The organism is Streptomyces sp. NPDC029041, from assembly GCF_040637515.1.
GTDB lineage: Bacteria > Actinomycetota > Actinomycetes > Streptomycetales > Streptomycetaceae > Streptomyces.
The window spans coordinates 116,354-140,917 of sequence record NZ_JBEZWO010000004.1 but is presented as its reverse complement, the minus strand read 5'-3'; the positions used below and the strand labels follow the sequence as shown (position 1 = coordinate 140,917).

The following is a 24,564-nucleotide window of genomic DNA, read 5'->3' as shown; positions in this document are numbered from 1 at the left end:
TCCGGCAGGGTCCGGTGATCCGGCCGGTCACGTGTCTCCGGCAGGGTCCGGTGATCCGGCCGGTCACGTGTCTCCGGCAGGGTCCGGTGATCCGGCCGGTCACGTGTCTCCGGCAGGGTCCGGTGATCCGGCCGGTCACGTGTCCCCGGCAGGGTCCGGTGATCCGGCCGCCCATGTGTCCCCGGCGGAGCCCGGCGATCCGGCCGCACCCGCGTCCCCGGCAGAGCCCCACCCGGCCGCCCGGGTCGACCCGGCGGCGTCCGGTGACCCGGCGCCCGGCGAACCTCCGGCAGAGCCCGCATCGAGGCCGCACGCCGGCCCGGACGAGACCGCCGCACCCGTGGAATCCCCCGCGGAGACCACGATGGAGCTGCTGATCCCGGCGCAGGCGGGGGAGCCTGACGCGACGGGGCACGGCACCGCGGCCGACAGCGCCGAGACCGGCCCGCACGGGCGGCCCGCGCCCGATGACGGCACGCACGCGGGCCGTGCGGACCTGGACGAGAGCCCGGAGCACGGGCGCGCCTCCGACGAGGAGGAGGACCGCGTCACCGACAAGGGCCTCCCCAAGCGCACGCCGAAGATCACCGCACAGACCACCGCCCCGCGCCAGCGCAGCGGCTCCGTCGACGCCGAAGCCCTGCGCCGCCGCCTCGGCGGCTTCCGTCAGGGCGCCCAGGCGGGGTACCGCGACGTGGAGGCGGAGATCGCCGAGAGGACGGCCTCGCACCAGCGGCCGGCCACCGGCGCAGCACGACCAGCTGGATCCGAAGAATCCACGGGGGGCACAGTCGAGGAGGCAAGCAGTTGACCGCTCCCAGTACCTTCGGACTGATCGGCCTGAGCAGTGAGGCCCGCAACCTGCACTGGCTGCTGACCAACCTCGTCGAGGAGGTGCCCGGCATCCTCTCGGTCGCGGTCGTCTCGTCCGACGGACTGCTCCTGCTCTCCTCCGACGACCACCGCAACAAGGAGGCGCGGGACGCCCTGCAGGCCCGCGGAACCAAGCGCACCGGCCCGCGCGGCTCCGCCGCCGACCTGGCCACCATCGTCTCCGGGATCGGGAGTCTCACCATCGGCGCCGCCCGGCTGATGGACTTCGGCGGCGTCCGGCACACGATGATCGCGATGGACGAGGGCAGCCTGTTCGTGATGTCGATCAGCGACGGCTCGCTGCTCGGCGTCCACGGCTCCGCGGACTGCGACATGAGCGTGGTGGCGTACCACATGGCCCTGTTCGTCGGCCGCGCCGGTCACGTCCTGACCCCGGAACTCCGCAGCGAGCTCCGGAAGTCCCTGGAGGATTCCCACACGACGGGGAGTGCCCGATGAGCAGTACGCCCAAGCAGCACCTCCCGGTCCGCGGCGGGGACCGCAAACCCGCCCGGGTCCGCCCCTACTCGCTCACCGGCGGCCGCACCCGCTTCGGCCACGTCCTCCTCGTGGAGACGTTCGTGGCGAGCACGGCCGCGCTGGACGCACCGGAGGAGCGCAAGGAGCTGACGAACGGCTCCCTCTCCACCCGCGTCATGCCGGAACTGCGGGCCATCGTCGAACTGTGCCGCCGGATGCGTACGGTGGCCGAGATCGCCGCGCTGCTGAAGATGCCGCTCGGCGTGGTCCGCGTGCTCCTGAGCGACCTCGCGGACCAGGGAAAGATCCGTGTGTACGGAACGGGCACCGGCCATGGCACGGGCCGCCCGGACCGGGCTCTGCTGGAAAGGGTGCTGAGTGGACTCCGTCGTCTCTGACGCCGCTCACGGCGTCTCTGGTTCCTCCCCGTTCGTCGAGCCCGGCGAGAGCATGCACGCCTGGGAGACGGACCGCACCCGTGCCCCGATCGCCACGAAGATCGTGGTGGCGGGCGGCTTCGGCGTGGGCAAGACCACGCTGGTCACCTCCGTCTCGGAGATCACGCCCCTGCAGACCGAGGCGCTGATGACCGAGGCGAGCGAGGCGACCGACGACCTCACCGCCACGCCGGGCAAGTCCACCACCACCGTGGCCATGGACTTCGGGCGCATCACGCTCGACGACGACCTGGTGCTCTACCTGTTCGGCACGCCGGGCCAGCAGCGGTTCTGGTTCATGTGGGACGACATCGTGCGCGGCGCGATCGGCGCGGTCGTGCTGGCCGACACCCGCCGTCTGAAGGACTGCTTCCCCGTCCTGGACTACTTCGAGAGCTCCGGGCTGCCGTACGTCGTCGCGGTCAACCACTTCGACGGCAGTGAGCTGTTCGAGCCGGAGGATGTGCGGGAGGCCCTGACCATCCCGCGACACATACCTGTCATGATCATGGACGCGCGTCGCCGGATCTCCGTGATCGAGACCCTCCTGGCCCTCGTGGGCCACGCGCTCGACGAAACCCCCGAGTAGAGGACAGCCCGCATGCGGAAGATACTCGTCGTCGGAGCCGGTCAGTCCGGGCTCCAGATCGCTCTCGGCCTCCAGTCACAGGGGTACGAGGTCACCCTGATGTCCAACCGGACGGCGGACGAGATCCGCACCGGCCGGGTCATGTCCACGCAGTGCATGTTCCACACGGCCCTGCAGCACGAGCGCGAGCTCCAGCTGAACTTCTGGGAGTCCCAGGCCCCGAAGATCGAAGGACTCGGCGTCTCGGTCGCCGCCCCCGGCTCCTGGGCCGAAGGCCCCTCCGCCCGCGCCATCGACTGGCTGGGCAGGCTCGACGGCTACGCCCAGTCCGTCGACCAGCGCGTGAAGATGGCCGGCTGGATGGAGACGTTCGCCCAGCGCGGCGGCCAGCTCGTCATCCACGGCGCGGCCGTCGGCGACCTCGACTACTTCTCCCGCACCTACGACCTGGTGCTCGTCGCGGCCGGCAAGGGCGAACTGGTCCAGATGTTCGGCCGTGACGCCGAGCGCTCCCCGTACGCCGAGCCGCAGCGCGCGCTGGCCGTGTCGTACGTCCACGGCCTGGGCCCGCGCCCCGAGCACCCGGACACCGAGGCGGTCCGCTGCAACCTCGTGCCGGGCGTCGGCGAACTGTTCGTCATGCCGACCCTGACCACCTCCGGCCGCGCCGACATCCTGTTCTGGGAGGGCATACCCGGCGGCCCGCTCGACGCCTTCAACGGCGTGAAGGACCCCGCGGAGCACCTCTCCCTGACCCTGGAACTCATGGAGCGGTACGTCCCCTGGGAGTACGCGCGGGCCACCAAGGTCGAACTGACCGACGCCGGCGGCACGCTGGCCGGCCGTTACGCCCCCACCGTCCGCAACCCGATCGGCCGCCTGCCCGGCGGCGGACTCGTGCTGGGCGTGGCGGACGTCGTCGTCGCCAACGACCCCATCACCGGACAGGGCTCCAACTCGGCGTCCAAGTGCGCGGCCGCCTACCTCTCCTCGATCACCGAGCACGGTGACAAGCCGTTCGACGAGGAGTGGATGCGCGCCACCTTCGACCGCTACTGGAACACCGCCCAGCACGTCACCAAGTGGACCAACGCGATGCTCGCGCCGCCGCCGGAGCACATCCTGAACCTCATCGGCGCCGCCGGTGAGCTCCAGCCTGTCGCCGACCGCTTCGCCAACGGCTTCGACAACCCGGCCGACTTCGAGAACTTCTTCTACGACCCGGCCAGGACGCAGGCCTACCTCGCCGAGGTGTCCGGCGCGGGCGCCGCGTAACCGTCGTAGCCCTCGTCGGACCCGTCCGTGGCACCCTCGGGGAGCTCCGGCGGCTCGTAGCGCCGCAGGGGCTCCCCGCCCGGGTCCGGCCGTACCGCACCCAGGACCGGATTGGCCGCGATCGGTGACACCTTCACCTTCGCGCCCGGACGGGGCGCGTGGACGACCATGCCGCCGCCGAGGTACAGCGCCACGTGCGTGGCCTTCGGGAAGTACACGACCAGGTCGCCGGGGCGCAGTTCGTCCAGCGGGATCCGCTCCAGCTGCTTCCACTGCTCCTGGCTGGTCCGGGGGACGGGCGTCCCGGCCGCCTCGGTCCACGCCTGCGAGGTCAGCCCCGAGCAGTCGTACGTCCGCGGGCCCTCCGTGCCCCACTCGTACGGTTTGCCGATCTGCCGCACGGCGTAGCGCACGGCCCGGCCGCCCTCGGCCGACGGGGTGCGGACGGTGGTGCCGGTGGCGGTGCCGTCGCTCTCGCCGTTCTTGCCGTCCGCGTCGCCGGCATCGACGTCCGCTTCGCTGCCGAGCGCGCCGGAGGCCATGAACTCCTTCTGCGCCTTCGCGATGCCCTTCCGCTCGAACTCGGCGAGCGCGGTGAGCTGTTCGCGGCTGAGGGAGGCGAGCAGTTCCTCGACGTCGTGGAGACGGGTGCGGACCTCGTCCCGTTCCTTCTTGCGCCGCTCGGTGAGGGCGAGCTGCCGGTCGAGGGCGGCGCGGGCCTTGCGGGCCAGGTCCCCGGCCTTGCGCTCGGCGCCGGACAGCCGGGTGACGGTGCCCGCCCGCTCCTGTGCGAGGCGGCCGATCACATGGCCCTGCTCGATCGCGTGCTGCGGATCACGGGCCAGGAGCAGGCGGACGTACGGGGAGAGGTCGGTGCTGCTCTGGTACTGCTGCCGGGCCAGCCGGCCGGCCGCGCCCCGGCTGTCGTGCAGGGAGAGCCGGGCGCGAGCGAGGGCGCGGTCCAGCCGGTCGGTCTCGGCGCGCTGCTTCTTCAGCTTCTCCTCGGTGGCGTTGTAGGCCTCGGTGGCCTCCTCGGCCTTCCGGTACAGCCCCTGAAGGTCCGTCAGGAGAGCCGCGACCTGTTGCCGTTCCGCGTCCGGCTCGGGGACGGCCCTGGCGGGGAGGGGTGCCAGGGCGGTTCCGGTCGCCGTCGCCGCGACGCAGACCAGACGCAGCAGTTTTCCTGACATGCCATCACCTCCGGTGCGGGGGCGGCCTGGTGCCGCCGGACACCGTGAGGATCAGGCGGGTCCGTGCGCCGCGCGCGGTGAGTGTGCGCGGTTCGGCGCAACGGGGTCACCCGTCGGCGTCGTCCGGCTTGCCGGGCGGCGTGGCGGCTGGCTTCGACCAGGGCCAGTTGAGCCGGCGGGGCGGGACGCCCTCCGGGGCGTACGCGTACTTCCAGCGGTTGGACAGGCCGACCCTGCCCGGTCCCCGGGGGACGCGACGGTAGACGAGCACCGTGTCCGGTCCGCCCTCGGGATTCGGGACGGGGATGCGGTACGTCTTGGGCGGGTGGCCGGTGATGCCGAGGAGGACGGGCAGGACCCTGCCGTCCATGGGGCCGCCCTCGAAGGGGGTTTCTTCGCTTCTCACGGGATCAGTGTCGGGGATCCTCGGCGAGCACCCGGATCAGGGCGTCGGTCTGCGGGTCGCGGCGGGCGGTCACCGTCAGCATCGCCACGAACTGCTCGACGAGCCAGTCGCGGAGCTCCCCGGCGGGGGGCTGCTTGTCCTCGTCGAGCCAGATGAGCGACGACGCCTCCACGGCCGTGATCCACATGCGGACGGTCATGCGCAGGCCGGGGCCGGGGTCGGTGACGCCCAGGTGGCTGACGATGTGCTCGGCGGCGACGCGGCGTACACCGTCGACGATGGCGGTGGTGCGGGACGTCTCCACGACGCTGCCGCCCTGGAGGAGGGCGCTGAAGCCGGTGTCGTGCTGGTCGACGAAGGCGAGGTAGCGGTCGAGGGCGCGGGCGAGGCGGGGCAGGAGCGGGCCTTCGCGGGGTTCGTCGAAGCAGTGCTGGAGCTCGTCGGCGGCGGAGCGCAGGGCGGCCTCGTAGAGCTGCTGCTTGCCGCCCGGGAAGTACCGGTACACCAGCGGTCGCGAGACCCCGGCCGCCTCCGCCACGTCGTCGAGCGACACCTCCTCCGGGGCGCGGTGGGCGAAGAGGTCCAGCGCCGAGGCGAGGAGCTGACTACGGCGCTCCTCGACGCTGAGTCGCCGGTAGGCGGGGGTGGGGGCGGCTGGTGTCATGGCTCGCAGCGTAATCGGGGGGTCGAGGGGCTGCGTAGCGGTGGTCACGCGGTGCGGCTGGTTTCGCCTGGCGTGGGGTGCGCGTCTTCGCCTTGCGGTGGGCGTGCGTCTGAGCCTGGCGTCGGGTGTGCATCTTCGCCCGGCGTCGGGAGCGGGTGGCTGCGCCTGTTGCCGGGTGTGGGTCGGGGCCGCGCCGGGGGGTGTCCGTCCTCGGAATGTCGCGATGGGCTTGCACGCCGACTGACTGTTCGTCGACGCGACAACCGCTGCGGGCGGACACCCCCCGACACGGCCCCTGCTCGCCGTACGCGGGTGCGGGCACGTCGGGGCGGAGCCGTTGGGTCGCCTGTCCTACGCCAGCAGTCCCGACGACTTCCACAGACGTCGGCCGACCCCGCGCAGTACGCCGATGTCGTCGAGGAAGTCGGTGAGGCGCTTGGAGCCGTTCTGCATGACCTCGCGGCGGTGGCCGCTCGCGCGGACCTGGGCGAGGGCCTCCCGCTTGTCGAGACCCACGTTCGTGTAGACGTCGGGGTTCACGAAGGCCACCGAGAAGACGCGGGCGAACTCGCCGGAGGTGATGCGGGTGAACTCCTGGGACCACTTGGGGGCCGTCACCATCTGGCGGCGGAGTTCCTCGCGGGCGTAGCGGACGTGGCGGGCCTCCTCCACGACGTGGATGCGGGTGACGCCCCGGACCAGGGTCTGGACGCGCTCGTCGGGGAACGTCAGACGCTGCATCCAGTCGAGGACCTCCTCGCCCAGCAGCGTGGCCGTGAAGGAGCCGGGGGTGGTGGAGATGGTCTTGAACAGGCGGCCCAGCTGCTGGTGCGCGCGGCTGACCGGGTACCAGGGCGTGTCGCCGTGGGAGATCAGGCGGGCGAACATCTTGGAGTGGCGGCACTCGTCCTCGATCTCGGTGAGTGCGTAGCGGACGTGCGCGCTCGTCGCCGCCTTGTCGTAGATGTGCCGGACCAGCAGCTGCATCAGGATGATCTCGAACCAGATGCCCAGGGAGGCCAGGGCCGCCGCCTCGTGCTGGGAGAGGAGGATGCGCTGCTCGTCGCTCATGCGCTTCCAGAGCGGGGTGTCGTAGAGCGAGACCAGCTCCGGCGGCCAGAACCACTTGCCCTCCTCGAAGGGCGCGTCCCAGTCCAGTTCCTCGTCCGGGTCGAAGGAGTGCTTGGCGGAGGAGTCGAGCAGCCTCTGGGCCACCTGCTCCCGGTCCTTCAGCAGGCCGAGGGCATCGCGCAGGCCGTCGAGCGCGTCGGCTTCCGTCAGGGTCGTCATGGCTGCCCACCTCGTTGTGCACACGTCACTGATGCACTTATGAGACTGCTTGTCAGCAAGCCCGTCAATCCCCCGCGCGCCACTTGTTGACCGGGTGTCTACCTAGAGCGCGCAGCCGAGTCCGTCCGGTACCTCGCCGAGCACGGGTTCGGCCCCCTGCGGCGGGAACCGGGTCCGCAGGGTGAAGGCGTACGGCGTCGGACCGTGCGTGCGCAGGTGCAGCACGCGCGCCTCCGCCTCGGCCACCGTGGGGCGGTGACCCGACGGGACCCACCAGAGGGCGACCATGGCCTCCTGCACGCGTTCGAACCACTCGCGGCGGCGGGCGAGCATCTGCCGGTGCCTGCCCTGGTACATGTACGCCGTCAGCGCGTCGGCGTCGCGCCACACCGACATGTTGATGATCAGCCAGGAGTCACCGAAGACGGGCACGTCCGTGGCGTCGTCGCCGGCCTCGCCCTGCAGGCGCCAGACGAAACCGTCGGCGTCGTCGGCGTCCGCGTTCACCGGGTCGAGGCTGTCGACGAAGTCCTTCAGCTGCGGGGAGTCCAGAGGGGCCTTGAGGCGGCCGAGGTTGACCTGGGCGAGTTCGTACGCGGCGGGTTCCGTCATGGACCGAACGGTAGGTCGGGGTCCCCGGCCCCGGTAGCCCCGTCTCATCAACCGGGCAGCGCTCAGGGGGACTTGAGCACCGCCTCCATCACCGCCCGCGCGATCGGCGCCGCGTCGCCGCCCCCGCTGATGTCGCCGCGCCTGGCCTCGGCGTCCTCCACGACGACCGCGACCGCCACCCGCGCCACCGGGTCGCGGTCGCCCTGCGCCCAGGAGACGAACCAGGCGTACGGCGTCCCGGAGTTGCCGAGGCCGTGCTGGGCGGTGCCGGTCTTGCCGCCGACCTCGGCGCCCCGGATGGCGGCTTTGCGTCCGCCGCCGTTCTCGACCGCGTCCCGCATCATCGCCCGCAACCGGTCGGCGGTGGACGGGTACATCGCCTGGCGGGCCGGCCGCGAACCGGCCGTCGCGAGGGTGCTGCCGCCCGGCCGGGTCGTGCGCTCCACCAGGTAGGGGTCCCGTACCTGGCCGCCGTTCGCCACGGCCGCCGCGACCATCGCCATCTGCAGCGGCGTGGCGCGGGTGTTGTACTGGCCGATCGACGACAGGGCCAGCTGGGCCAGGTCGACGGTGGTGTCGAACGTGGACCGGGCCACCGGGAAGGGGATCCGCAACCCCTCGTTGTTGAAGCCGAAGGCGTGCGCCGTGGCCGTCATGTCCGTCACGCCCACGTCCACGCCGAGCTTGGCGAACACCGTGTTGCAGGAGAAGGTGAAGGCCTCCCGGACCGAGGCGTCCGCGCAGCCCTTCGACGCGTTCGTCAGGCGCGTGCGCGTGCCGGGCAGCCGGTAGGGGTCGGGGGAGTCGGTCGGCGCATCGAGGTCCGTGACCACACCGGCGTCCAGCGCGGCGGCCGCGGTGACGACCTTGAACGTCGAGCCCGGCGGGTAGGTCTGCCGCACCGCCCGGTTGAGCATCGGCCTGTCCTTGTCCGCGGTGAGCCGCCGCCAGGCCCGGGCCGCCGCCGAGCCGTTGCCGGAGAGCGGCTCGGGATCGTAGGACGGGGCGGACACCAGGGCCAGGATCCGGCCGGTCGCCGGCTCCAGCGCCGCCACCGCTCCCTTGCGGCCCTCGAGTCGCCGGTACGCGGCCTCCTGGGCGGCCGGGTGGAGCGTCGTGACGACGTCACCGCCCGCGTTGCGCGCCCGCGTGAAGTCGTTCCACAGCGGGAACGGCGCGAGCATCGGATCCGCGCCGGACAGCACGCCGTCCTCCGTGTCCTCCAGCAGCGTCGTCCCGTACAGCTGGGAGGCGAAGCCGGTGACCGGGGCGTACATCGGGCCGTCCGCGTAGGTCCGTTCGTAGCGGAGGTGCTCGCGGGTGTCCCGGGAACCGGTGACGGGGCGCCCGCCGACCCAGATGTCCCCGCGCGGCTGCTCGTAGCGGGCGATGTCGGGGCGCCGGTTGGCCGGGTTGCGGTCGTACGACGGTGCCTGGACGACCTGGACGCGGGCGGCGTTCACCAGCAGCGCCACCAGCAGCAGCGCGCAGAAGTACCCGGCGTGCCGGATGTGCCGGGTCACCGGGCGTCCTGCCCGTCGTAACCGCGCCGGGCCGAGTCGCTCACCCGGACCAGTAGCGCCACGATCGCCCAGTTGGTGACCACCGACGAGCCGCCCTGTGCCAGGAACGGCATCGCCATGCCGGTCAGCGGGATCAGCCCGGTCACGCCGCCCGCGATCACGAAGACCTGGAGCGCCACCAGGGAGGCGAGGCCGACCGCGAGCAGCCGGCCGAAGGGCTCGCGCTGCGCGAGGCCCGCGCGAAAGCCGCGCTCCACCAGCAGGCCGTAGAGGAGGAAGACGGCGCTGAGGCCGGCCAGGCCCAGCTCCTCGCCCGCGGTGGCCAGGATGAAGTCCGACTTCACGGCGAAGCCGATGAGGAAGGAGTGCCCGAGTCCGAGGCCTGTGCCGAGCATGCCGCCCTCGGCGAAGGCGAACAGCGACTGGGCGAGCTGGTTGGCGCCCTCGCCGGCCTCGATGGAGGCGAAGGGGTGCAGCCAGGTGTCGATCCTGCTGTGCACGTGCGGTTCCAGACGGCCCACGGCGACCGCGCCCAGTGCCGCCAGCAGCAGGCCGACCGCGATCCAGCCGGTGCGGCCGGTGGCGACGTAGAGGAGCACCACGAACAGGCCGAAGAACAGCAGCGAGGTACCGAGGTCGCGCTCCAGGACCAGAACGCCCACGCTCACCAGCCAGACGGCGACGATCGGGCCGAGGACGCGGCCGGTGGGGAGCTGGAGCTTCCAGACGCGGCGGCCGGTGTAGGCGAGCGCGTTGCGGTTCGCCGCCAGGTAGGCGGCGAAGAACACCGCCAGGAGCACCTTCGCGAACTCGCCCGGCTGGATGGAGAACCCGGCGAACCGGATCCAGATGCGGGCCCCGTTCACCGCCGGGAACAGGATCGGCAGCGTGAGCAGGACCAGGGCCGCGACCACGCAGACGTACGTGTAGCGCTGGAGAACCCGGTGGTCGCGCAGCAGCAGGCCGACGAGGATGAACAGGGCCACGCCCAGCGTCGACCACACCAGCTGGGCCGGTGCCGCCCGGTCGCCCGGGGTCTCCAGGTCGAGCCGGTAGATCAGCACCAGGCCCAGCCCGTTGAGCAGCACCCCGATCGGGAGGAGCAGGGGGTCGGCGTAGGGCGCCCGCAGACGTACCGTCAGGTGGGCCAGCAGCGCCAGTACGCCGAGGCCGGCGCCGTAGCCGGCGGCACCCGGCGGCAGTGTTCCGTGCCGGGCGAGGCCCACGGCGCAGTAGCCGTACACCGACAGCAGGACCGCCAGCACGATGAGGGCGAGTTCGATGCCCCGGCGCCGGGGGAGGCGGACGGCGGGCGTGGGCGGGTCCGCCGTCGCCACGGTGATTCCGGCCTTGCTCATGTCCGGAATCTACCCAAACCATGCGTCTTGCGGGCTTTTGAAGGGCCGGGTGTCCGTGGCGTCAGGGGGGTCGGTGGTGTCAGCACCAGCGTGGCGCGGGGCCGATGTTGTCGATGTACCGGGCCGCGCCCCAGGCCCAGGTGCCGTCCGTCAGCAGGTACCAGAGCGGGTTGCCCCGCACGGTCTCGCCGCCCGTCTTGCAGAAGATCTTGACGACGTCGCCCCGATGGGCGAACCGGATGATCTGCGAACCGCGGTTCGGGGCGCTGCGCAGCGCCAGTGTGTCCGCCGTGACGACGCCCCGGTAGAGGCTCGGGTCGCGGTGCCCGTGGCCGCCGTTCGGGTCAGGGCGGCCGTGCCCGCCGTTTCCGCCGCTCGGGTCCTGCCGGCCGTTGCCGTTCCAGCCGTTCGGGCCGTTTCCGCCGCTCCCGATCCCGCTCCCGCTCCCGCTCCCGCCGCCGGTGTCGTGTCGGCCGTTGCTGTTGGCGTTGCCGCCACTCGGGTCCCAGTCGCCGTCCGCGGCGGCGGGCGTGACGGCGGCCGCCGCGGCGAGGAGCCCGGCGACGATGGCTATGGAGAGGCGGGTACGCAGTGACATGGGGAATACCTCCATGTGGGGGCGGAAGTGCCGAAGCTGACTAACCGACACATTAGGAGCGCCCCCGGGGTGCCGCCCCTCACGCTGGGCCATAGGAGGGCGCGAACCGGGTGTTCACTCCGCCGCGAGCCTCAGGGTGGCCACCGCCCCGCCCTCCGGCGCGTTCGCGAACTCCAGCCGCGCCCCCAGCACCTCGGCCTGCCCGCGCGCGATGGTCAGCCCCAGACCGTGTCCCCGCGTACCGCCCTCCGTGCGGAACCGCTGCGGGCCGTGCGCGACCAGGTACTCCGGAAACCCGTCCCCGTGGTCGCGAACGGTCACCACCGGTCCGTCCACGGTCAGCACCACCGGCCCCCGCCCGTGCTTGTGCGCGTTCGCCACGAGATTGCCCAGCACCCGCTCCAGCCGCCGCCGGTCCGTCTCCACGGACACGTCCCGTACGACCCTGACCTCCGTGTCGTTCCCCGCCGCCCGCACCACCCGCTCGGCCAGCGGCCCCAACTGCTCGGTGTCCAGCTCCACCCGCTCCCGGCCGGTGTCCAGCCGGGAGATCTCCAGCAGGTCCTCGGTGAGGGTGCGGAGCGCCGCCACCCGGTCGCGCACCAGTTCCGTCGGACGGCCCGGCGGCAGCAGTTCCGCCGCCGCGTGCAGCCCGGTCAGCGGCGTGCGCAGCTCATGGGCGACATCCGCCGTGAACCGCTGCTCGGCCAGCAGCTTCCCCTGCAGCGACGCCGCCATGGAGTCCAGCGCGGCGGCGACCGCGGCCACCTCGTCCTGAGCGGCGGGCTGCCTGCGCGGGCTCGTGCGGGGGTCGTTCACGCGCGCGTCCAGGTCACCCGCGCTGATCCGCCGGGCCACCAGAGCCGTGGTGTGCAGCCGCCGGGTCACCCGCGTCACCGCGAACGCTCCGACCAGCAGCGTCGCCCCGATGGCCAGGCCCGACGACCACACGATCGCCCGGTCCAGACCCTCGATCGTGCGGGCCTGCTGCGAGTAGTCGACCGCCACGGCCAGCGCCCGCCCGCCGTCGACGGGACCCGCCGCCCACATCGCGGGGCGTCCCGCCCGGTCACCGACCATCGTGCCGCGGTCCCCGGCCACCGCCAGCTCCCGCAACCGCCCGGGCAGCTCCGGCGGATCCACCCCGGCACCCCGCCGCAGCGTGTCCCCGGCCTCGTACCGCTGTGTCGCCTGCGCCAGCCGCTGCAACGCCTGGTCACGTGCCTGGCCGACGGTCTGGTTCGTCACCTGCACGTGCACCAGGACGCCGAGCAGGGCCGCGAGCGCGCAGCACATGACCGTGATGAAGGCGGCGGCCTTCGCGGCGAGCGTCCCCGGCCACGGGGGGAGTACCGGCCTCATCCGCCGCTCACCGAGGGGGAGCCGGACCGCGAGGCGGAGAGGGTCGCGGACGCCGAGGCCGGAGGGGAAGCGGACGGCGCGGCCGAAGGGGAGGCGGACGGCGAGGCCGACCGGGGAACGGTGCCCGAGCCCGACGGAGAACGCGGGCCCGGGCCCGACGGGTGCCGGGAGTGCTGGTGCGGGCCGGTGCGCAGCATCTCGTCGTGGGTGAGGAGCATGGCCCGCTGGGCCCGGTCCCAGGTCCACTCCAGACGGTATTCGTAGCCCGCGACCTCCGACGGTGAGCGGATCACCAGGGAACGCCCGGCCAGCTCGACACCGCTCAGCGCGTCCTCCCACGCCATCACCTGCACCAGCCGGTGTTTCTCGACGGTGTACACGCGGACCGCGGTCGTCTTGCCGGGCAGCAGCGGGAAACCCAGCGTCAGGTCGTCGCGCCCGTCACCGGTCAGATCCCGGTAGTACGGCCGGAGCACCGGGCACCTTCCGTGCCCCCGTCCCTTCGCACAGTCGGCCATGGCCCGCCCGGTGTCACGGTAGGGCGCCCTGGCACCGTCGTAATCGCCCGGGCTCCCGGCGATCTCGGCCCGGACGATCCCGACCGGATTCACCCGGCGGATGTCGTCGCCGGGCACCTTCACCCCTTTGACGACCTCGGTGTTCACCTCGCCGATCTCGAACGCCGGGCTGGACGCCGGTGTCAGCTCCGGCCAGAGGCGTGCCGGCCCCTGTGCCGTGGGCGTCGACCCAGCTCCCACGAGACCGCCGGTGTCCCCGCAGCCCACGGCGGCGGCCAGCAGCAGGACGACGACGGCGAGGCGGCGGACTGCCTGGCCGGGACGGCTGAGGGGCACTGCACTCCTGGCGGTTCGTGGGTGAGCACACGGCGGACACGCGGTGGACGGTCGGTGGGCGGTCCGCGGGCGGTCCGCGGACGGTCCGTGAGCGGACGGCACGGGTGACCATCGGCCGCCTACACCTTATTCGCGGGGAAGTCCCATTTGCGCGGGAGGGTGGCCGTGTGGCCTCAGCCGTACGGGCGTCGTGCTACTCGGCGAGCTCCTCCAGCAGCCGGGCCGTGGCCAGCCCGGCCCGCAGGTACTCGACGAACAGGTCGTTGTGCAGCGCCCAGGGCGAGCGACGGGCCCGGATCAGCCGGATCGCCGCCTCCGCGGACCTGCCCTGGCGCATCAGGGCGTGCGCGACGACGAGACCGGAGCGGTTGTACCCGTGGTAACAGCGGACCAGGACCCTGCGGCCCTCGTCCATCGCCTCGCACGCGGCCTCCGCCAGCCGGATCACCCCGGCGAGCTGCGTCCCGTCCAGTGGCCCGTCGGGGATGGGCCACACATGGTGCCGGACGCCGGGATCGGGACCGTGGCCCGGCAGCCGCAGCAGTGTCTGCACGAGATCGAACTCGTCCCGTACGACGGCGAACTCCAGGTGCCCCAAGGTCCCCGTGTACTCGTGACCGCCCATCCAGAGCCCGGGAACGACCTCGTTCCACGGACTCTCCGGAGCGGGGACGTCGGGTTTACTGCGGGTACGCAACGGCGCCTCCCCACCATGACCGCCCGGGGGTCGAGCGGGCAGGCTCAACTCCTCTCCAAGGTAACCGGGTTCTTGCCCCCGCAGCACCCCGCCTGTTCCCATGGAATGGGGTGATGGTGCATGAACGGACTGCGCGTCATACCGACCTGGTGGCACGGCCGGGAGCGGCTCTACGTCTGCCTCCCGGACGGCAGGAACATCGCCTGGTACGACCGTGAGGCCGCCCGGGTGAACCTGCTCGGAGAGGACCGCGAGGACGACGTCCTGAGGGCCCTCGGGCCCTTCATCACCGGCCCCGTGACGGTGGGGCCGCCGCCGGTGCCGACCCCCGCCGAGCTGGCCCGCCTCGCCCTCCACCCCGACGACGACCTCGCCCCCAACCGCCCCGGCGAGGCCCTCGTCGTCGCCCTCGACCGCGACCCCGGTCCCCCGCACCGGCTGCGCCCCGACCCGCGCCGCAGAGCCCTGGCGGCCGAGCAGACGGTCGGCGACGCGCTGGACCGTCTCGACGGCGCGGGCTGGCACACCCTGCACTCCGTGCCGCTCCCCGGCGGCGACCGCATCCACCACCTGCTGATCGGCCCCGGCGGTCTCTACGCCGTTCACACCCTCCAGGCGCACAAGCAGCGCGTCCGGATCGCCGACCCCCTGATCACCCTGGGCCGCCGCGACCCCCACCCCCTCCTCCAGCGCCTGCGCACCGACGCCGACCGCGCCTCCGACGCCCTGACGGCGGAGGTCCGCCCGGTACTCGTCCTGGTGGACCCGGCGGCGGTGTCGATCCAGTCCGCCCCGCGCGAGGTCCACGTCCTGACGGCGGCGGAGGTGGGAGGCCTGACGCGACGGGGCGGCGTCCTGAAACCGGCGGATGTGGAGGCCCTGCACGCGATGGCCCGCGACCGGAACACCTGGGCGCGGGTGTGAGGGTGCGCGCCGCGCTGTAGCGGCGTGGCGGCCGCTCTTCGTAGTGGCACAGCGGGCCGCTCTGTAGCGGTACAGGAGCACGCGGGCCGTTCCGCGGAGGCACGGCGATACCGCGTGCCGTTCACGCGGCCGTGCGCGCCCCGGCCCGGCCGCCCCGCTTGCGCCGCCGCCCCAGACCTCCGGCCCAGCCGACCCGAGGACACCCCCACCGCCCAAGCCCCCGTACCGCTGTGCCGCTGTGCCGCTGTGCCGCTACGGAAGGGTCCCTGCCTCGGCCGCGTCCAGCAGGGGAGCCAGCAGGTCGCCGTGGTCCTGGATTCTCGGGGCGATGTCCACCGCGTGGAAGTCCAGCCGGCCCGGCGTGCGGCACTCCTCGATCTCCTCCCAGGTCACCGGCGCCGAGACGGTCGGTTCCGGGCGGGCCCGGAGGGTGTAGGGGGTGGCCGTGGTCTTGCGGGCGGCGTTCTGGCTCCAGTCGACGAACACCTTCCCCGGGCGCAGACTCCTCGTCATCCGGTGGAGCGCGAGCCGCGGCATGGCCTTCTCTGCCTCGACGGCGAGCGCCTTGGCGTACTCCGACACCCGTTCGGAAGACGCCCCGCGCACGGCGGCGAGCAGATGCAGCCCCTTGGAGCCGGAGGTCTTGGCGTAGGCCTCCAAGCCGTCCTCCGCGAGCCGTTCCCGCAGCCACAGCGCGACCTCGCAGCACTGGACGATGCTCGCCGGTGCCCCCGGATCGAGGTCGAACACGATCCGGTCCGCCTCGTCGGGCGTGTCGACGAGCCACTGATGGGTGTGGAACTCCGTCACGAGGTTCGCCGACCACATCAGGCTCGGCAGATCCTGCACCAGCACCATCCGTGAAGGCCCCTCGACCCGGGGCACCTCGGCGGTGGTGACCCACTCGGGCGTACCCGGCGGCACGTTCTTCGTGAAGAACACCTGCCCGTCCGGCCCGTCCGGATACCGCAGGAAGGACACCGCCCTGTCCCGCAGATGGGGCAGCAGGACCTCGGCGACGGTCGCGTAGTAGTGCAGTACCTCACCCTTGGTGAAGCCGGTGGCGGGATACAGCACCTTCTCCAGATTGCTGAGAGCGAGCCGTCGCCCCTCCACCTGCGTGATAGGCGCCATACGATAAGAATCCCACGCAAACCATGACGAACACTCCCGAGCGTGACCGGAAGGGTGCTGCACGTGAGATCCATCTGGAACGGCGCCATCTCGTTCGGCCTGGTCAGCATTCCGATCAAGCTGGTGAACGCCACCGAGAGCCACTCGATCTCCTTCCGCCAGATCCACACCGAGGACGGCGGCCGCATCCGGTACCGCAAATTCTGCGAACTGGAGGACCGCGAGGTCACCCAGGGAGAGATCGGCAAGGGCTACGAGGACGCGGACGGCACGATCATCCCGATCACCGAGGAGGACCTGTCGAGCCTGCCGATTCCGACGGCCAAGACCATCGAGATCGTCGCCTTCGTCCCCGCCGACCGGATCGACCCGCTGCAGATGGACGCCGCGTACTACCTCCAGGCCGGCGGCGCCCCAGCAGCGAAGCCGTACACCCTGCTGCGGGAGGCGCTCAAGCGCAGCAACAAGGTGGCCATCGCGAAATTCGCCCTGCGGGGACGGGAACGCCTGGGCATGCTCAGGGTCGTCGGCGAGGCCATCGCCATGCACGGCCTGCTGTGGCCGGACGAGGTCCGAGCCCCCGAGGGCCTGGCCCCCGACTCCCACGTCACCGTCCGTGACCAGGAACTGGACCTGGCGGACGCGCTGATGGACACCCTCGGCGAGGTCGACCTGGAGGACCTGCACGACGAGTACCGGGAGGCCGTGGAGGAGGTCATCGCCGCGAAGGCCGCCGGCGAGGCCCCGCCCCAGGCCCCGGAACCGGCCACCGGCGGCAAGGTCCTGGACCTCATGGCGGCCCTGGAGAGCAGCGTGCGCGCGGCCCGCGAATCCCGCGGCGAGGAGGCGGAGCACGCCGAGGTGAAGTCGCTCCCGCAGCGCAAGACGGCCCGGGCGGCCCCCAAGCAGACCGGCGGCAAGAAGTCGACGTCCACCGCGAAGAAGACGGCGGCCAAGAAGACGACGGCGGCGAAGAAGTCGACGGCCAAGTCGGCCCAGGGGCAGGGGCAGGGGACGACGAAGAAGGCGGCGTCCAAGAGCACCGCGAAGAAGACGACGGCGAAGAAGTCGGCGTCCCGCAAGCGCACGGCCTGACGCGCCGGCGACCCGAGGAAGCATGTCGCAGTCAATGGATCAGTCAACGGATCACCACACCGCCGAGGCGCTCGACATCCACTTCGTCGGCAACGCGACGGTGCTGCTGACGTACGGCCCGCTGACCCTGCTCACCGACCCGAACTTCCTGCACCGGGGGCAGTACGCCTACCTCGGCTACGGCCTGCTGAGCCGCCGCCTGACGGAACCGGCTCTCGACGTGCACGAACTGCCCCGCCTCGACGCGGTCGTGCTGTCGCACCTGCACGGCGACCACTGGGACCGCCGGGCCCGCCGGCACCTGGACCACACCGTGCCGATCCTGACCACTCCGCACGCCGCCCGCCGCCTCAGGGCCGTGCACGGCTTCCACCGCACGGCGGGGCTGCGCACCTGGAAGGCGCTCACCCTCCAGCGCGACGGCGTCCAGGTCACGGTCACCGCCCTGCCCGGCCGGCACGCCGGCAACGCGATGCTGCGCGGACTGCTGCCACCGGTCATGGGAAGCATGCTGGAGTTCGGCCCCGCCGGGGGACCGGTCCGCATGCGGCTCTACATCTCGGGCGACACGCTCGTGTACGACGGCCTGCAGGAGATCGCCGACCGCTTCCCGACCGCAGACCTCGCCGTCCTCCACCTGGGAGGCACCCGCCTGCCCGGCGGCTTCGTGGTCACGATGGACGGCGCCCAGGGCGCCGAACTCGCCCGTCGCCTCGACCCCCGGCTCGTGCTGCCCGTGCACTACGGGGACTACACGGTGATGCGCTCACCGCTCTCCGCGTTCGTCGCCGAGGCCGACGCCATCGGCCTCGGCGACCGTATCGTCCACTGCGGCCACGGGGAGCACGCCCGCGTGCCGGTCGGCCCGGGGGCGGTCCCGGAGATCTACTGAGGCGGACCAGGCGGACCAGGCGGACCAGGGGGTCAGGCAACCCGCCTGCCCCCCTGCTGCTCGGACTCGTCCTCCTCCTCGTCCGGCAGATGGACGTCGTCGACGGCGATGTTGACCTCCACGACCTCCAGGCCGGTCATCCGCTCCACCGCGTTGACGACGTTGGTCCGTACGTCCGCGGCGGTGTCGGCGATGGCGGCGCCGTATTCGACGACCACGTCGAGATCGACGGCGGCCTGGCGCTCGCCCACCTCGACCTTCACCCCCTGGGTGACCCCGCTGCCCCCGCCCGGCACCCGCTGGCGTACGGCCCCGAAGGCCCTGGTCATGCCTCCGCCGAGGTTGTGCACCTCGGGGATCTCCCGGGCCGCCATGCCCGCGATCTTCGCGACGACCGTGTCCGCGATGGCGGTGCTCCCGCGGGTGCCGGGAGCACCCTTGCCGCCCTGCGATGTCGCCCCGTCCTGCCTGCCCGCTGTGCTACTGCGCTGAGTGGTCTCCGTCATGACCGTCACCTCGATGATCGGTGAGGGGGTGAGCAGCGTCGTTCTCTCCACCGTAGAACAATGGTGCGTATGGGGCGAAAGTGGGAAATCTAGGCCTACCCGAACCTCACCCTCCCCGGGTGAAGCCCGTCCCGCCTCGCCGTGGGCACGCTGAGAACGGCACGCGTCACCGGCCGGGGCCACCGTGCCGGCCGCACCCGGGATGGAGGACGGACATGACCGCACAGACGTACCTGGCCTACGACTTTCCGCTGCTGAGCGCCTTCTGGACGGTGTTCTGGGTCTTCCTGTGGATCATGTGGTTCGTCCTGCTCTTCCGGATCGTCGTCGACATCTTCCGCGACGACTCCATGAGCGGCTGGGCCAAGGCAGGCTGGCTGGTGTTCGTCTGCGTCCTGCCGTTCCTCGGGGTCTTCATCTACGTGATCGCCCGCGGCAAGAACATGGGCCGCCGCGAAGCCGCCCAGGCACGCGCCCAGCAGGAGGCGTTCGAGAGCTACGTACGGGAGACGGCGAAGGGCGGCGATGCCCGGACCGACAGCGTCGACGAGCTCGCCAGGCTGTCCGAGATCCGTGCCCGCGGCGACATCACGGACGAGGAGTTCCGCAGGGCGAAGGAACTGGTCCTGGCGGGCGGCCACCCCTCACCCGGCGGCGGCCCTGTCCCGAGGTAGCGGCATGACGGCCACACACTCGGGCAGCTCCGGCCCGTCCCTGCGGGAAGCAGCGGCATGACCGTCACGCCCTCGGGCAGCTCTGGCCCCTCCCTGCGCGAATGGGCCACCGGCGTGACCGTGTTCGCGGCCGTCATGCTCACACTGGCCGGCGTCATCGACATCCTGCGCGGCATCGCGGAGATCGCCGAGGACGACGTCTTCGCCACGACCCGGAACTACGTCTTCGCGCTCGACTGACCGCCTGGGGCTGGATCCACCTGGCCCTGGGCGTGCTCGCCTTCACCGTCAGCTTCGGCCTCTTCGCGGCGGCAACCTGGGCCCGCGTGACCGGCGTGTGCATCGCCGCCCTGGTCATCATCGCCAACTTCCTCTCCCTGCCGTACTACCCGGTCTGGTCGATCGTGATGATCGCGGTGTCGGGGTTCATCGTTTGGGCGTTGTGTGTGATGAGACAGAACGAGGCCTGAGGGCGCCGAAGTCACAACAGAGGCCGGAAGTCAACGAATCTGACTACCGCCCGTCGGCATTCATCAAGGTCCTTGATGCGGAGTGCTCAGTCGGTAGGGATCCTGTCGGTGCCCCTATCGAGGCGCATAGCCGCGGTGCGCAGACCTCCAGTTGCTACCGGAGTTCGTAGCACCTCGCGAAGCTTTGCCTAGCTGCATGCGATCAGCCTCTGATGTCCCGCGATCCAGGATGATGAGTTGAAGCTCGCTACGTACCTGGGGCAGCACTCCGAGATAGGCGCCGTACAGTTCCCGCTTGCTTCGCCTCCACTCCGCCAAGGCCTCACGCCGATCCTTTCTGACTTAAACAAGCAGCGCTGAGCCTGTGGCGATCGCGGCAGCAAGGAGCGTAGCCAGAAGTGGTGGCCAGTCCATATCGGCAAGGTACGAGAGCGCAGCCCTCGAGGACAGGTATGGCTGTAAGCAACGGCTCCGGAAGGGATGCCTGCAGACTCTGGAGACGCCCCTTACCTGCGGTTCAGTTGAGTCTCTGAGCACGCGGCGCGATCGCTAGCGTCTGTCGCGCACGTGAGCCAAGGCGCCAGGCGTGTGAGTCAGCCGGAACGTCGAACACCGACGATTGCTCCGCCCCTCGTTAATCAGCGCAGGAAAAGACTCCAACGAGAGTGCCTGTCAGAGCAGTCGCGAGAGTGAGAACCGCAGTGAACGCAGCGGCAGCTCGCATGAGAGCAGCCGGATACGTGGCACCGTCCAAGCGGGCGAGCTTGCCCGTCCCGGCAGCGGCCAGCAGCGCGAGGACAATCACCAGTGCAGCGGTGAACAGGACAACGGCGAGAGCGGGCACGACAAACTCCTTGCAGTCGGTGAGGTGCTGACGTGCTCGAAGGTCGCGGAAGAGAGGTTCGCCAGGCTGTGATCGGACGATGATGAACACCGGCGAACACACCAACTCGGGGGTTGGTTAGGTGCAGGACGAGCAGAAGGACCGTGCCGCGGCGCTCATCGCGCTACGCAAGAGACTGGCCGACGGGCTGGCCCGCGTACGGCTGACCAAGACCCAGCTCGCTGTCCAGGCAGGATTGAGCCGCACGACGGTGCAACTGGCCTTTCAAGCGGATGCTCCTATCCCACCCTCGGCCGAGACGGTCGCAGCCTTGGCCCGCGTACTGCGCCTTCCGGACAAGGAACTGCTGGCCCTGCGGCGGACCGCTGCCGGAGACAGCGCCCCAGTCCGTGGACAGGGTCAGGGGCCGGGCAAGATGATCAGCGAGTGGAACCCTCACGACTTGGAGGTCCACCCCGCTGGCCCCGCCTTCCGTGGACACGCGATGGGTGGCATGCGGGAGCGAGTAATGCCTGGCTACGTGTTGCGAGCCCATGACCGCGTCCTGGCAGACATAGTGCAGGATGCCGCTCAGGGCCAAAGCCGGATGGTGATCCTGGTCGGGTCGTCCTCGACCGGGAAAACCAGGTCTTGCTGGGAAGCCGTCCAACCACTCGCGAAGGAGAGATGGCGGTTGTGGCACCCCTTTGACCCGACACGAGCCGAGGCCATACTCGACGGTCTCGAACACGTAATGCCCCACACAGTGGTATGGCTCAACGAGGCACAGCACTACCTCGGCCACCCTCGCACGGGTGAGCGAGTCGCGGCCGCCATCCATGTCCTACTCACCCAGCCCGGACGAGGACCAGTGTTGGTTCTGGGTACCCTCTGGCCCAACTTCGCCGACGAGTACGCAACCCCGCCAACATCTGGCAAGGAAGATCCATACAGCCGAACCCGGGAACTGCTCGCCGGGCGGACCCTAACCGTCCCGGAAGCCTTCGACCACGAAGCGCTGAGCATGGCAGCCGTCCTCGCCAAAGACGGCGACAGGCTGCTGGTCGAAGCCCTCACCCGAGCCACGGATGGGCGGGTCACGCAGGACCTCGCTGGCGCCCCCGAATTGCTGCACCGCTACGCGAACGCCACCGCGGCGGCCAAGGCCGTGCTGAATGCAGCGATGGACGCACGCCGCCTCGGGGCGAAAGTGCATCTTCCGCAAGCCTTCCTCATTGACGCAGCTGTCGACTACCTCAGCGATCAGGCCTTTGATGAGCTCACCGAGGACTGGGTGCACTCGGTGTTTGCGGACCTCACTCGTCTTGTGCATGGCAAGCAGGCGCCACTGCGGCGCACCGGCGACCGTCCGAAGCATCGGCCTCCTGGGCCTCCCGCTGGCCCGAGGCAATCCACTGTCCGTGTCCCGGAAGCGGTGACGTTGTTTCGACTCGCCGACTATCTCGAACAGCACGGCCGCAACACCCGCCAGGCTCAGTGCCCGCCAGCCTCTTTCTGGCACGCTGCGTACACCCACCTCACCGACCCCGATGCTCTCTGCAGAATTGCTGATGCAGCCCAATCCCGACATCGCTTGCAGTGGGCCCATCATCTCTACCATCGGGCTGCCGACGTCGGCAGCAAAGACGCACTCATCAGCCTGGCTTGGACACGCGAGAACTCCGGTGATCACAACGCTGCCGAGGCGCTGGCTCTACAGGCCGGCAGGATCGGAGACGCCCGTGCCCTGATCGAATTCGGGTGGTCAAGGGAGCTGTCCGGAGACGATGACAGCGCCGAAGCCTTATACCGGCAGGCCTTCGCCAGTGGTGACGTCCGTGGCTTGACCAGCCTGGCTTTGATGCGACAGAAGGTTGGGGACCACGACGGCGCCGAGACACTGGCCCGGCAAGCAACCGAAGCTGGCGACCCCTATGCCCTTGCCCATCTGGCGACCATGCGGGAGATGTCCGGGGACTACGAGAGCGCCCAGGGCCTTCGCGAGGAATATGGCATTCAGAACGAACGCGAAGCCTTTACCCGGAATGCGTCCGAGCGTGCCATCGTCTGGAGCCTCCTGAGGCTGCTTGCGAAATCCGGTGATCTTGACAGAGTCGAGCCCCATGCCTGGGAGGCTGCCGCAGCAGGCGAGGATGAGATCTTGGTCGATCTGGTGTCGATACAGAGCGAGTCCGGGGACTATGACAGCGCAAGGGCCCTAGCGCTGCGGGCCGCCGACGCGGGCTACGCCAGGCCTCTGCTCAGGCTGGCGCGGATGCGGGAAAAGGCCAAGGACCACGTCACTGCCGAAGCCCTCTACTGGCACGCCGCCAGTGCCGGTAAGGCGTATGCCCTGGCTGAACTGGCGCGGCTACGGCGGGAGTCCGGCGAACTCGGCGACGCGCGAGCCCTAGCGCTGCGGGCCGCCGACGCGGGCTACGCCAGCCCCTTGGTCGAATTGGGACGGATGCGGGAAGAAGCCGGGGACCACGATGACGCCGAATCCCTGTACCGGCACGCCACCGACGCGGGTGAGGACGGGGATTTTCTAAGCGGGTATCTCAGAGACCGCTGGCCCTATGGGCTGGATCCGGACGGCACGCCAACACCCCCCTGGTCCTGAGTGGACCTCGCCACGTATCTGCGACTGTCCGTTGGGGGACGGGTGCGATCTCATCAGCCCCATCGAGTGGTGATGGCTTCCGCCACGCTGAAGACTGCGTCGCACTCGGCGCACTGTGCGTGGCCGAAGACGTAGGTCAACTTGTGGGCGATGTCCGGGTGGCCGTCCGCGAGTGCGCGCGAGCGAAGGGTACGGGACAGTCCGTCCAAGGTTTCGGGAGACCGGAGCTGCAGCGGTACCTTTCTTGAGGTCGACTGCTTCATGTGCATGCTGTCCGTGGTGGAAAAGAAGCCGTTCGCCCTAGGAGTATGAAGTTCTCCGAATGCACTTTGGACAGGAAACCTCGTACTCCCCGTCGTTCAATCCGTCGAGATGCTCGCCCCAGACCTCCACCCCCTGAAGGCCCGACAGCGTGGCCAGCAAAGCGATGTACGTAGCCGGGGCGTCAGGGAGCGCGGAGTCCTGGAGACTTCCTCGGTCAGTCGGATCAGCTCTGATATCTCCGAGGCGTAGGCCACCCGGGGATCTATCGCGTCATGGGGTCGGTCCATGCCGGCCATGATCGAGCCGGCCAGACACAGTGGCGTCTGACGGTCCGTGGTCGACCATTGCCGCGCCATCCGGGTCAGAGCGGGCAAAGCTGCGTAGCTCGCCGAGTAGACGGTGCCCTGATGGCACAGCCTGGACCACAGTTCGTCCCAGTCGGAGCTCTGCGGGTCCGCACTCGCTCCATCGAGCAGGCCGGGGACGTCTTCCGCCGTGCCGTAGGCGTGGTGGAGCCGGGACCAGTCAGTCATGCAGCTGATCTAAACAGTCGACTGTCATGTGACGGCATCGCGGCCGGCGAACTGGATCGCGAGACGCACCGCTGCGATGAGCATCAGCTGTCCTTCCACCGTAAGCGCCGCTCACCTGCGGCGATGCTCCAAGATCCCGTCCACGCCTCAGCCGTAGCCCCCGACATACGGCCGCTTCGGGTGGCATACGCCTGCACATACGCGAAGACCCCGGCCTCAGCGTTTCCACTGGTGACGGGGTCTTGGGCACCTCATACAGGGTGCCCCCGGCAGGATTCGAACCTGCGCACACGGCTCCGGAGGCCGTGAATGTCTACAGCCGCGTCACAGGTCAGGCTGCGCAGATTGCCTGCGGTGCGTGATCGAGTCCACTAATAGTCCACGCTCGACAGACTGTAGGGATGGGGTGACCTGCGAC

At 70.7% G+C, this 24,564-nt stretch carries 22 protein-coding genes, 1 tRNA gene and 2 pseudogenes; 11 read left to right on the top strand and 14 right to left on the bottom strand.

What is annotated here, in order from left to right:
* The 5 genes and pseudogenes from AB0F04_RS10985 to AB0F04_RS10965 form a co-directional block, all read left to right on the top strand.
* A pseudogene (locus AB0F04_RS10985) lies at positions 1-811 on the top strand (histidine kinase); the annotation flags it as partial.
* The gene (locus AB0F04_RS10980; protein WP_362040006.1) at positions 808-1,332 is read left to right on the top strand and encodes a roadblock/LC7 domain-containing protein; all 525 of its coding nucleotides are present in this window, start codon (positions 808-810) and stop codon (positions 1,330-1,332) included. The pseudogene AB0F04_RS10985 and the gene AB0F04_RS10980, both read left to right, overlap by 4 nt.
* Positions 1,329-1,751, top strand: coding sequence for a DUF742 domain-containing protein (locus AB0F04_RS10975; protein WP_010040346.1), 423 nt, complete (start codon positions 1,329-1,331; stop codon positions 1,749-1,751). Before AB0F04_RS10980 ends, AB0F04_RS10975 begins: the two co-directional genes overlap by 4 nt.
* Positions 1,732-2,379, top strand: a complete 648-nt coding sequence (locus tag AB0F04_RS10970; RefSeq protein WP_362040005.1) for an ATP/GTP-binding protein — start codon at positions 1,732-1,734, stop codon at positions 2,377-2,379. Before AB0F04_RS10975 ends, AB0F04_RS10970 begins: the two co-directional genes overlap by 20 nt.
* A gap of 12 nt (positions 2,380-2,391) precedes the next feature.
* Positions 2,392-3,654: a styrene monooxygenase/indole monooxygenase family protein gene (locus tag AB0F04_RS10965; protein ID WP_362040003.1), complete on the top strand. Its 1,263-nt coding sequence runs from the start codon at positions 2,392-2,394 to the stop codon at positions 3,652-3,654.
* On the opposite strand, the gene AB0F04_RS10960 is transcribed toward AB0F04_RS10965, so the two are convergent.
* From AB0F04_RS10960 to AB0F04_RS10910, 11 genes are all read right to left on the bottom strand, one after another.
* Positions 3,618-4,844, bottom strand: a complete 1,227-nt coding sequence (locus AB0F04_RS10960; protein ID WP_362040001.1) for an NlpC/P60 family protein — start codon at positions 4,842-4,844, stop codon at positions 3,618-3,620. The two genes, AB0F04_RS10965 and AB0F04_RS10960, sit on opposite strands and share 37 nt — an antisense overlap.
* A gap of 106 nt (positions 4,845-4,950) precedes the next feature.
* Positions 4,951-5,250: a hypothetical protein gene (locus AB0F04_RS10955; protein ID WP_362040000.1), complete on the bottom strand. Its 300-nt coding sequence runs from the start codon at positions 5,248-5,250 to the stop codon at positions 4,951-4,953.
* 4 nt (positions 5,251-5,254) lie between these two features.
* Positions 5,255-5,914 (bottom strand): helix-turn-helix domain-containing protein, encoded by a 660-nt coding sequence (locus tag AB0F04_RS10950; protein WP_362039999.1) that lies wholly within the window; start codon positions 5,912-5,914, stop codon positions 5,255-5,257.
* Positions 5,915-6,265: 351 nt separating this feature from the next.
* Positions 6,266-7,204 carry a diiron oxygenase gene (locus tag AB0F04_RS10945; RefSeq protein WP_362039997.1) on the bottom strand — a complete coding sequence of 313 codons (939 nt, stop codon included), beginning with the start codon at positions 7,202-7,204 and terminating at the stop codon, positions 6,266-6,268.
* 102 nt (positions 7,205-7,306) lie between these two features.
* A complete protein-coding gene (locus AB0F04_RS10940) occupies positions 7,307-7,816 on the bottom strand; it encodes a DUF3291 domain-containing protein (protein WP_362039995.1) in 510 nt (169 codons plus the stop codon).
* A 62-nt stretch (positions 7,817-7,878) separates the two neighbouring features.
* Positions 7,879-9,339, bottom strand: coding sequence for a penicillin-binding transpeptidase domain-containing protein (locus tag AB0F04_RS10935; protein WP_362039994.1), 1,461 nt, complete (start codon positions 9,337-9,339; stop codon positions 7,879-7,881).
* Positions 9,336-10,697 carry an FtsW/RodA/SpoVE family cell cycle protein gene (locus AB0F04_RS10930; protein WP_362039993.1) on the bottom strand — a complete coding sequence of 454 codons (1,362 nt, stop codon included), beginning with the start codon at positions 10,695-10,697 and terminating at the stop codon, positions 9,336-9,338. Before AB0F04_RS10930 ends, AB0F04_RS10935 begins: the two co-directional genes overlap by 4 nt.
* A gap of 79 nt (positions 10,698-10,776) precedes the next feature.
* The gene (locus AB0F04_RS10925; protein ID WP_362039991.1) at positions 10,777-11,295 is read right to left on the bottom strand and encodes an SH3 domain-containing protein; all 519 of its coding nucleotides are present in this window, start codon (positions 11,293-11,295) and stop codon (positions 10,777-10,779) included.
* 114 nt (positions 11,296-11,409) lie between these two features.
* Positions 11,410-12,657, bottom strand: a complete 1,248-nt coding sequence (locus tag AB0F04_RS10920) for a HAMP domain-containing sensor histidine kinase (RefSeq protein WP_362039989.1) — start codon at positions 12,655-12,657, stop codon at positions 11,410-11,412.
* Positions 12,654-13,511, bottom strand: a complete 858-nt coding sequence (locus AB0F04_RS10915) for a hypothetical protein (protein ID WP_362039988.1) — start codon at positions 13,509-13,511, stop codon at positions 12,654-12,656. The genes AB0F04_RS10920 and AB0F04_RS10915 overlap by 4 nt, the downstream gene beginning before the upstream one ends.
* Positions 13,512-13,704: 193 nt before the next feature.
* Positions 13,705-14,208 carry a dual specificity protein phosphatase family protein gene (locus tag AB0F04_RS10910; RefSeq protein ID WP_053670626.1) on the bottom strand — a complete coding sequence of 168 codons (504 nt, stop codon included), beginning with the start codon at positions 14,206-14,208 and terminating at the stop codon, positions 13,705-13,707.
* Between the two features lie 120 nt (positions 14,209-14,328).
* Here AB0F04_RS10910 and AB0F04_RS10905 point away from each other — a divergent pair, with 120 nt between their 5' ends.
* Complete coding sequence (locus AB0F04_RS10905) at positions 14,329-15,132, top strand: nuclease-related domain-containing protein (protein WP_362039987.1); 804 nt, start codon at positions 14,329-14,331, stop codon at positions 15,130-15,132.
* 252 nt (positions 15,133-15,384) lie between these two features.
* Here the strand turns inward: AB0F04_RS10905 and ligD are convergent, their stop codons facing one another.
* Positions 15,385-16,266, bottom strand: a complete 882-nt coding sequence (gene ligD, locus AB0F04_RS10900) for a non-homologous end-joining DNA ligase (protein ID WP_362039984.1) — start codon at positions 16,264-16,266, stop codon at positions 15,385-15,387.
* A 54-nt stretch (positions 16,267-16,320) separates the two neighbouring features.
* Between ligD and AB0F04_RS10895 the strand changes: the two genes are divergently transcribed.
* Together AB0F04_RS10895 and AB0F04_RS10890 are read left to right on the top strand one after the other, a co-directional pair.
* The gene (locus tag AB0F04_RS10895; protein ID WP_362040799.1) at positions 16,321-17,361 is read left to right on the top strand and encodes a Ku protein; all 1,041 of its coding nucleotides are present in this window, start codon (positions 16,321-16,323) and stop codon (positions 17,359-17,361) included.
* 34 nt (positions 17,362-17,395) lie between these two features.
* Positions 17,396-18,253: an MBL fold metallo-hydrolase gene (locus AB0F04_RS10890; protein ID WP_362039981.1), complete on the top strand. Its 858-nt coding sequence runs from the start codon at positions 17,396-17,398 to the stop codon at positions 18,251-18,253.
* A 32-nt stretch (positions 18,254-18,285) separates the two neighbouring features.
* On the opposite strand, the gene AB0F04_RS10885 is transcribed toward AB0F04_RS10890, so the two are convergent.
* Entirely contained in the window at positions 18,286-18,759 is a 474-nt protein-coding gene (locus AB0F04_RS10885) for an Asp23/Gls24 family envelope stress response protein (protein ID WP_362040798.1), read from the bottom strand.
* Positions 18,760-18,974: 215 nt separating this feature from the next.
* Between AB0F04_RS10885 and AB0F04_RS10880 the strand changes: the two genes are divergently transcribed.
* The 3 genes and pseudogenes from AB0F04_RS10880 (at position 18,975) to AB0F04_RS10870 (ending at position 23,349) form a co-directional block, all read left to right on the top strand.
* Positions 18,975-19,433, top strand: a complete 459-nt coding sequence (locus AB0F04_RS10880; RefSeq protein ID WP_362039980.1) for an SHOCT domain-containing protein — start codon at positions 18,975-18,977, stop codon at positions 19,431-19,433.
* A 57-nt stretch (positions 19,434-19,490) separates the two neighbouring features.
* Positions 19,491-19,903: pseudogene (locus AB0F04_RS10875) on the top strand (hypothetical protein).
* Between the two features lie 965 nt (positions 19,904-20,868).
* Positions 20,869-23,349 (top strand): hypothetical protein, encoded by a 2,481-nt coding sequence (locus AB0F04_RS10870; RefSeq protein WP_362039978.1) that lies wholly within the window; start codon positions 20,869-20,871, stop codon positions 23,347-23,349.
* Between the two features lie 1,058 nt (positions 23,350-24,407).
* Here AB0F04_RS10870 and AB0F04_RS10865 read toward each other — a convergent pair.
* Positions 24,408-24,483: transfer RNA gene (locus AB0F04_RS10865), tRNA-OTHER, on the bottom strand.
* Positions 24,484-24,564 lie beyond the last annotated feature (81 nt).

Excerpts from the sequence above, each read along its gene's own strand:
- AB0F04_RS10975 (WP_010040346.1), top strand. The coding sequence starts at position 1,329 with ATGAGCAGTACGCCCAAGCAGCACCTCCCGGTCCGCGGCGGGGACCGC.
- AB0F04_RS10950 (WP_362039999.1), bottom strand. The coding sequence starts at position 5,914 with ATGACACCAGCCGCCCCCACCCCCGCCTACCGGCGACTCAGCGTCGAG.
- AB0F04_RS10905 (WP_362039987.1), top strand. The coding sequence starts at position 14,329 with ATGAACGGACTGCGCGTCATACCGACCTGGTGGCACGGCCGGGAGCGG.
- AB0F04_RS10885 (WP_362040798.1), bottom strand. The coding sequence starts at position 18,759 with ATGACGGAGACCACTCAGCGCAGTAGCACAGCGGGCAGGCAGGACGGG.
- AB0F04_RS10920 (WP_362039989.1), bottom strand. The coding sequence starts at position 12,657 with ATGAGGCCGGTACTCCCCCCGTGGCCGGGGACGCTCGCCGCGAAGGCC.
- AB0F04_RS10945 (WP_362039997.1), bottom strand. The coding sequence starts at position 7,204 with ATGACGACCCTGACGGAAGCCGACGCGCTCGACGGCCTGCGCGATGCC.
- AB0F04_RS10960 (WP_362040001.1), bottom strand. The coding sequence starts at position 4,844 with ATGTCAGGAAAACTGCTGCGTCTGGTCTGCGTCGCGGCGACGGCGACC.
- AB0F04_RS10930 (WP_362039993.1), bottom strand. The coding sequence starts at position 10,697 with ATGAGCAAGGCCGGAATCACCGTGGCGACGGCGGACCCGCCCACGCCC.
- AB0F04_RS10965 (WP_362040003.1), top strand. The coding sequence starts at position 2,392 with ATGCGGAAGATACTCGTCGTCGGAGCCGGTCAGTCCGGGCTCCAGATC.
- AB0F04_RS10880 (WP_362039980.1), top strand. The coding sequence starts at position 18,975 with ATGACCGCACAGACGTACCTGGCCTACGACTTTCCGCTGCTGAGCGCC.
- AB0F04_RS10890 (WP_362039981.1), top strand. The coding sequence starts at position 17,396 with ATGGATCAGTCAACGGATCACCACACCGCCGAGGCGCTCGACATCCAC.
- AB0F04_RS10925 (WP_362039991.1), bottom strand. The coding sequence starts at position 11,295 with ATGTCACTGCGTACCCGCCTCTCCATAGCCATCGTCGCCGGGCTCCTC.
- AB0F04_RS10940 (WP_362039995.1), bottom strand. The coding sequence starts at position 7,816 with ATGACGGAACCCGCCGCGTACGAACTCGCCCAGGTCAACCTCGGCCGC.
- ligD (WP_362039984.1), bottom strand. The coding sequence starts at position 16,266 with ATGGCGCCTATCACGCAGGTGGAGGGGCGACGGCTCGCTCTCAGCAAT.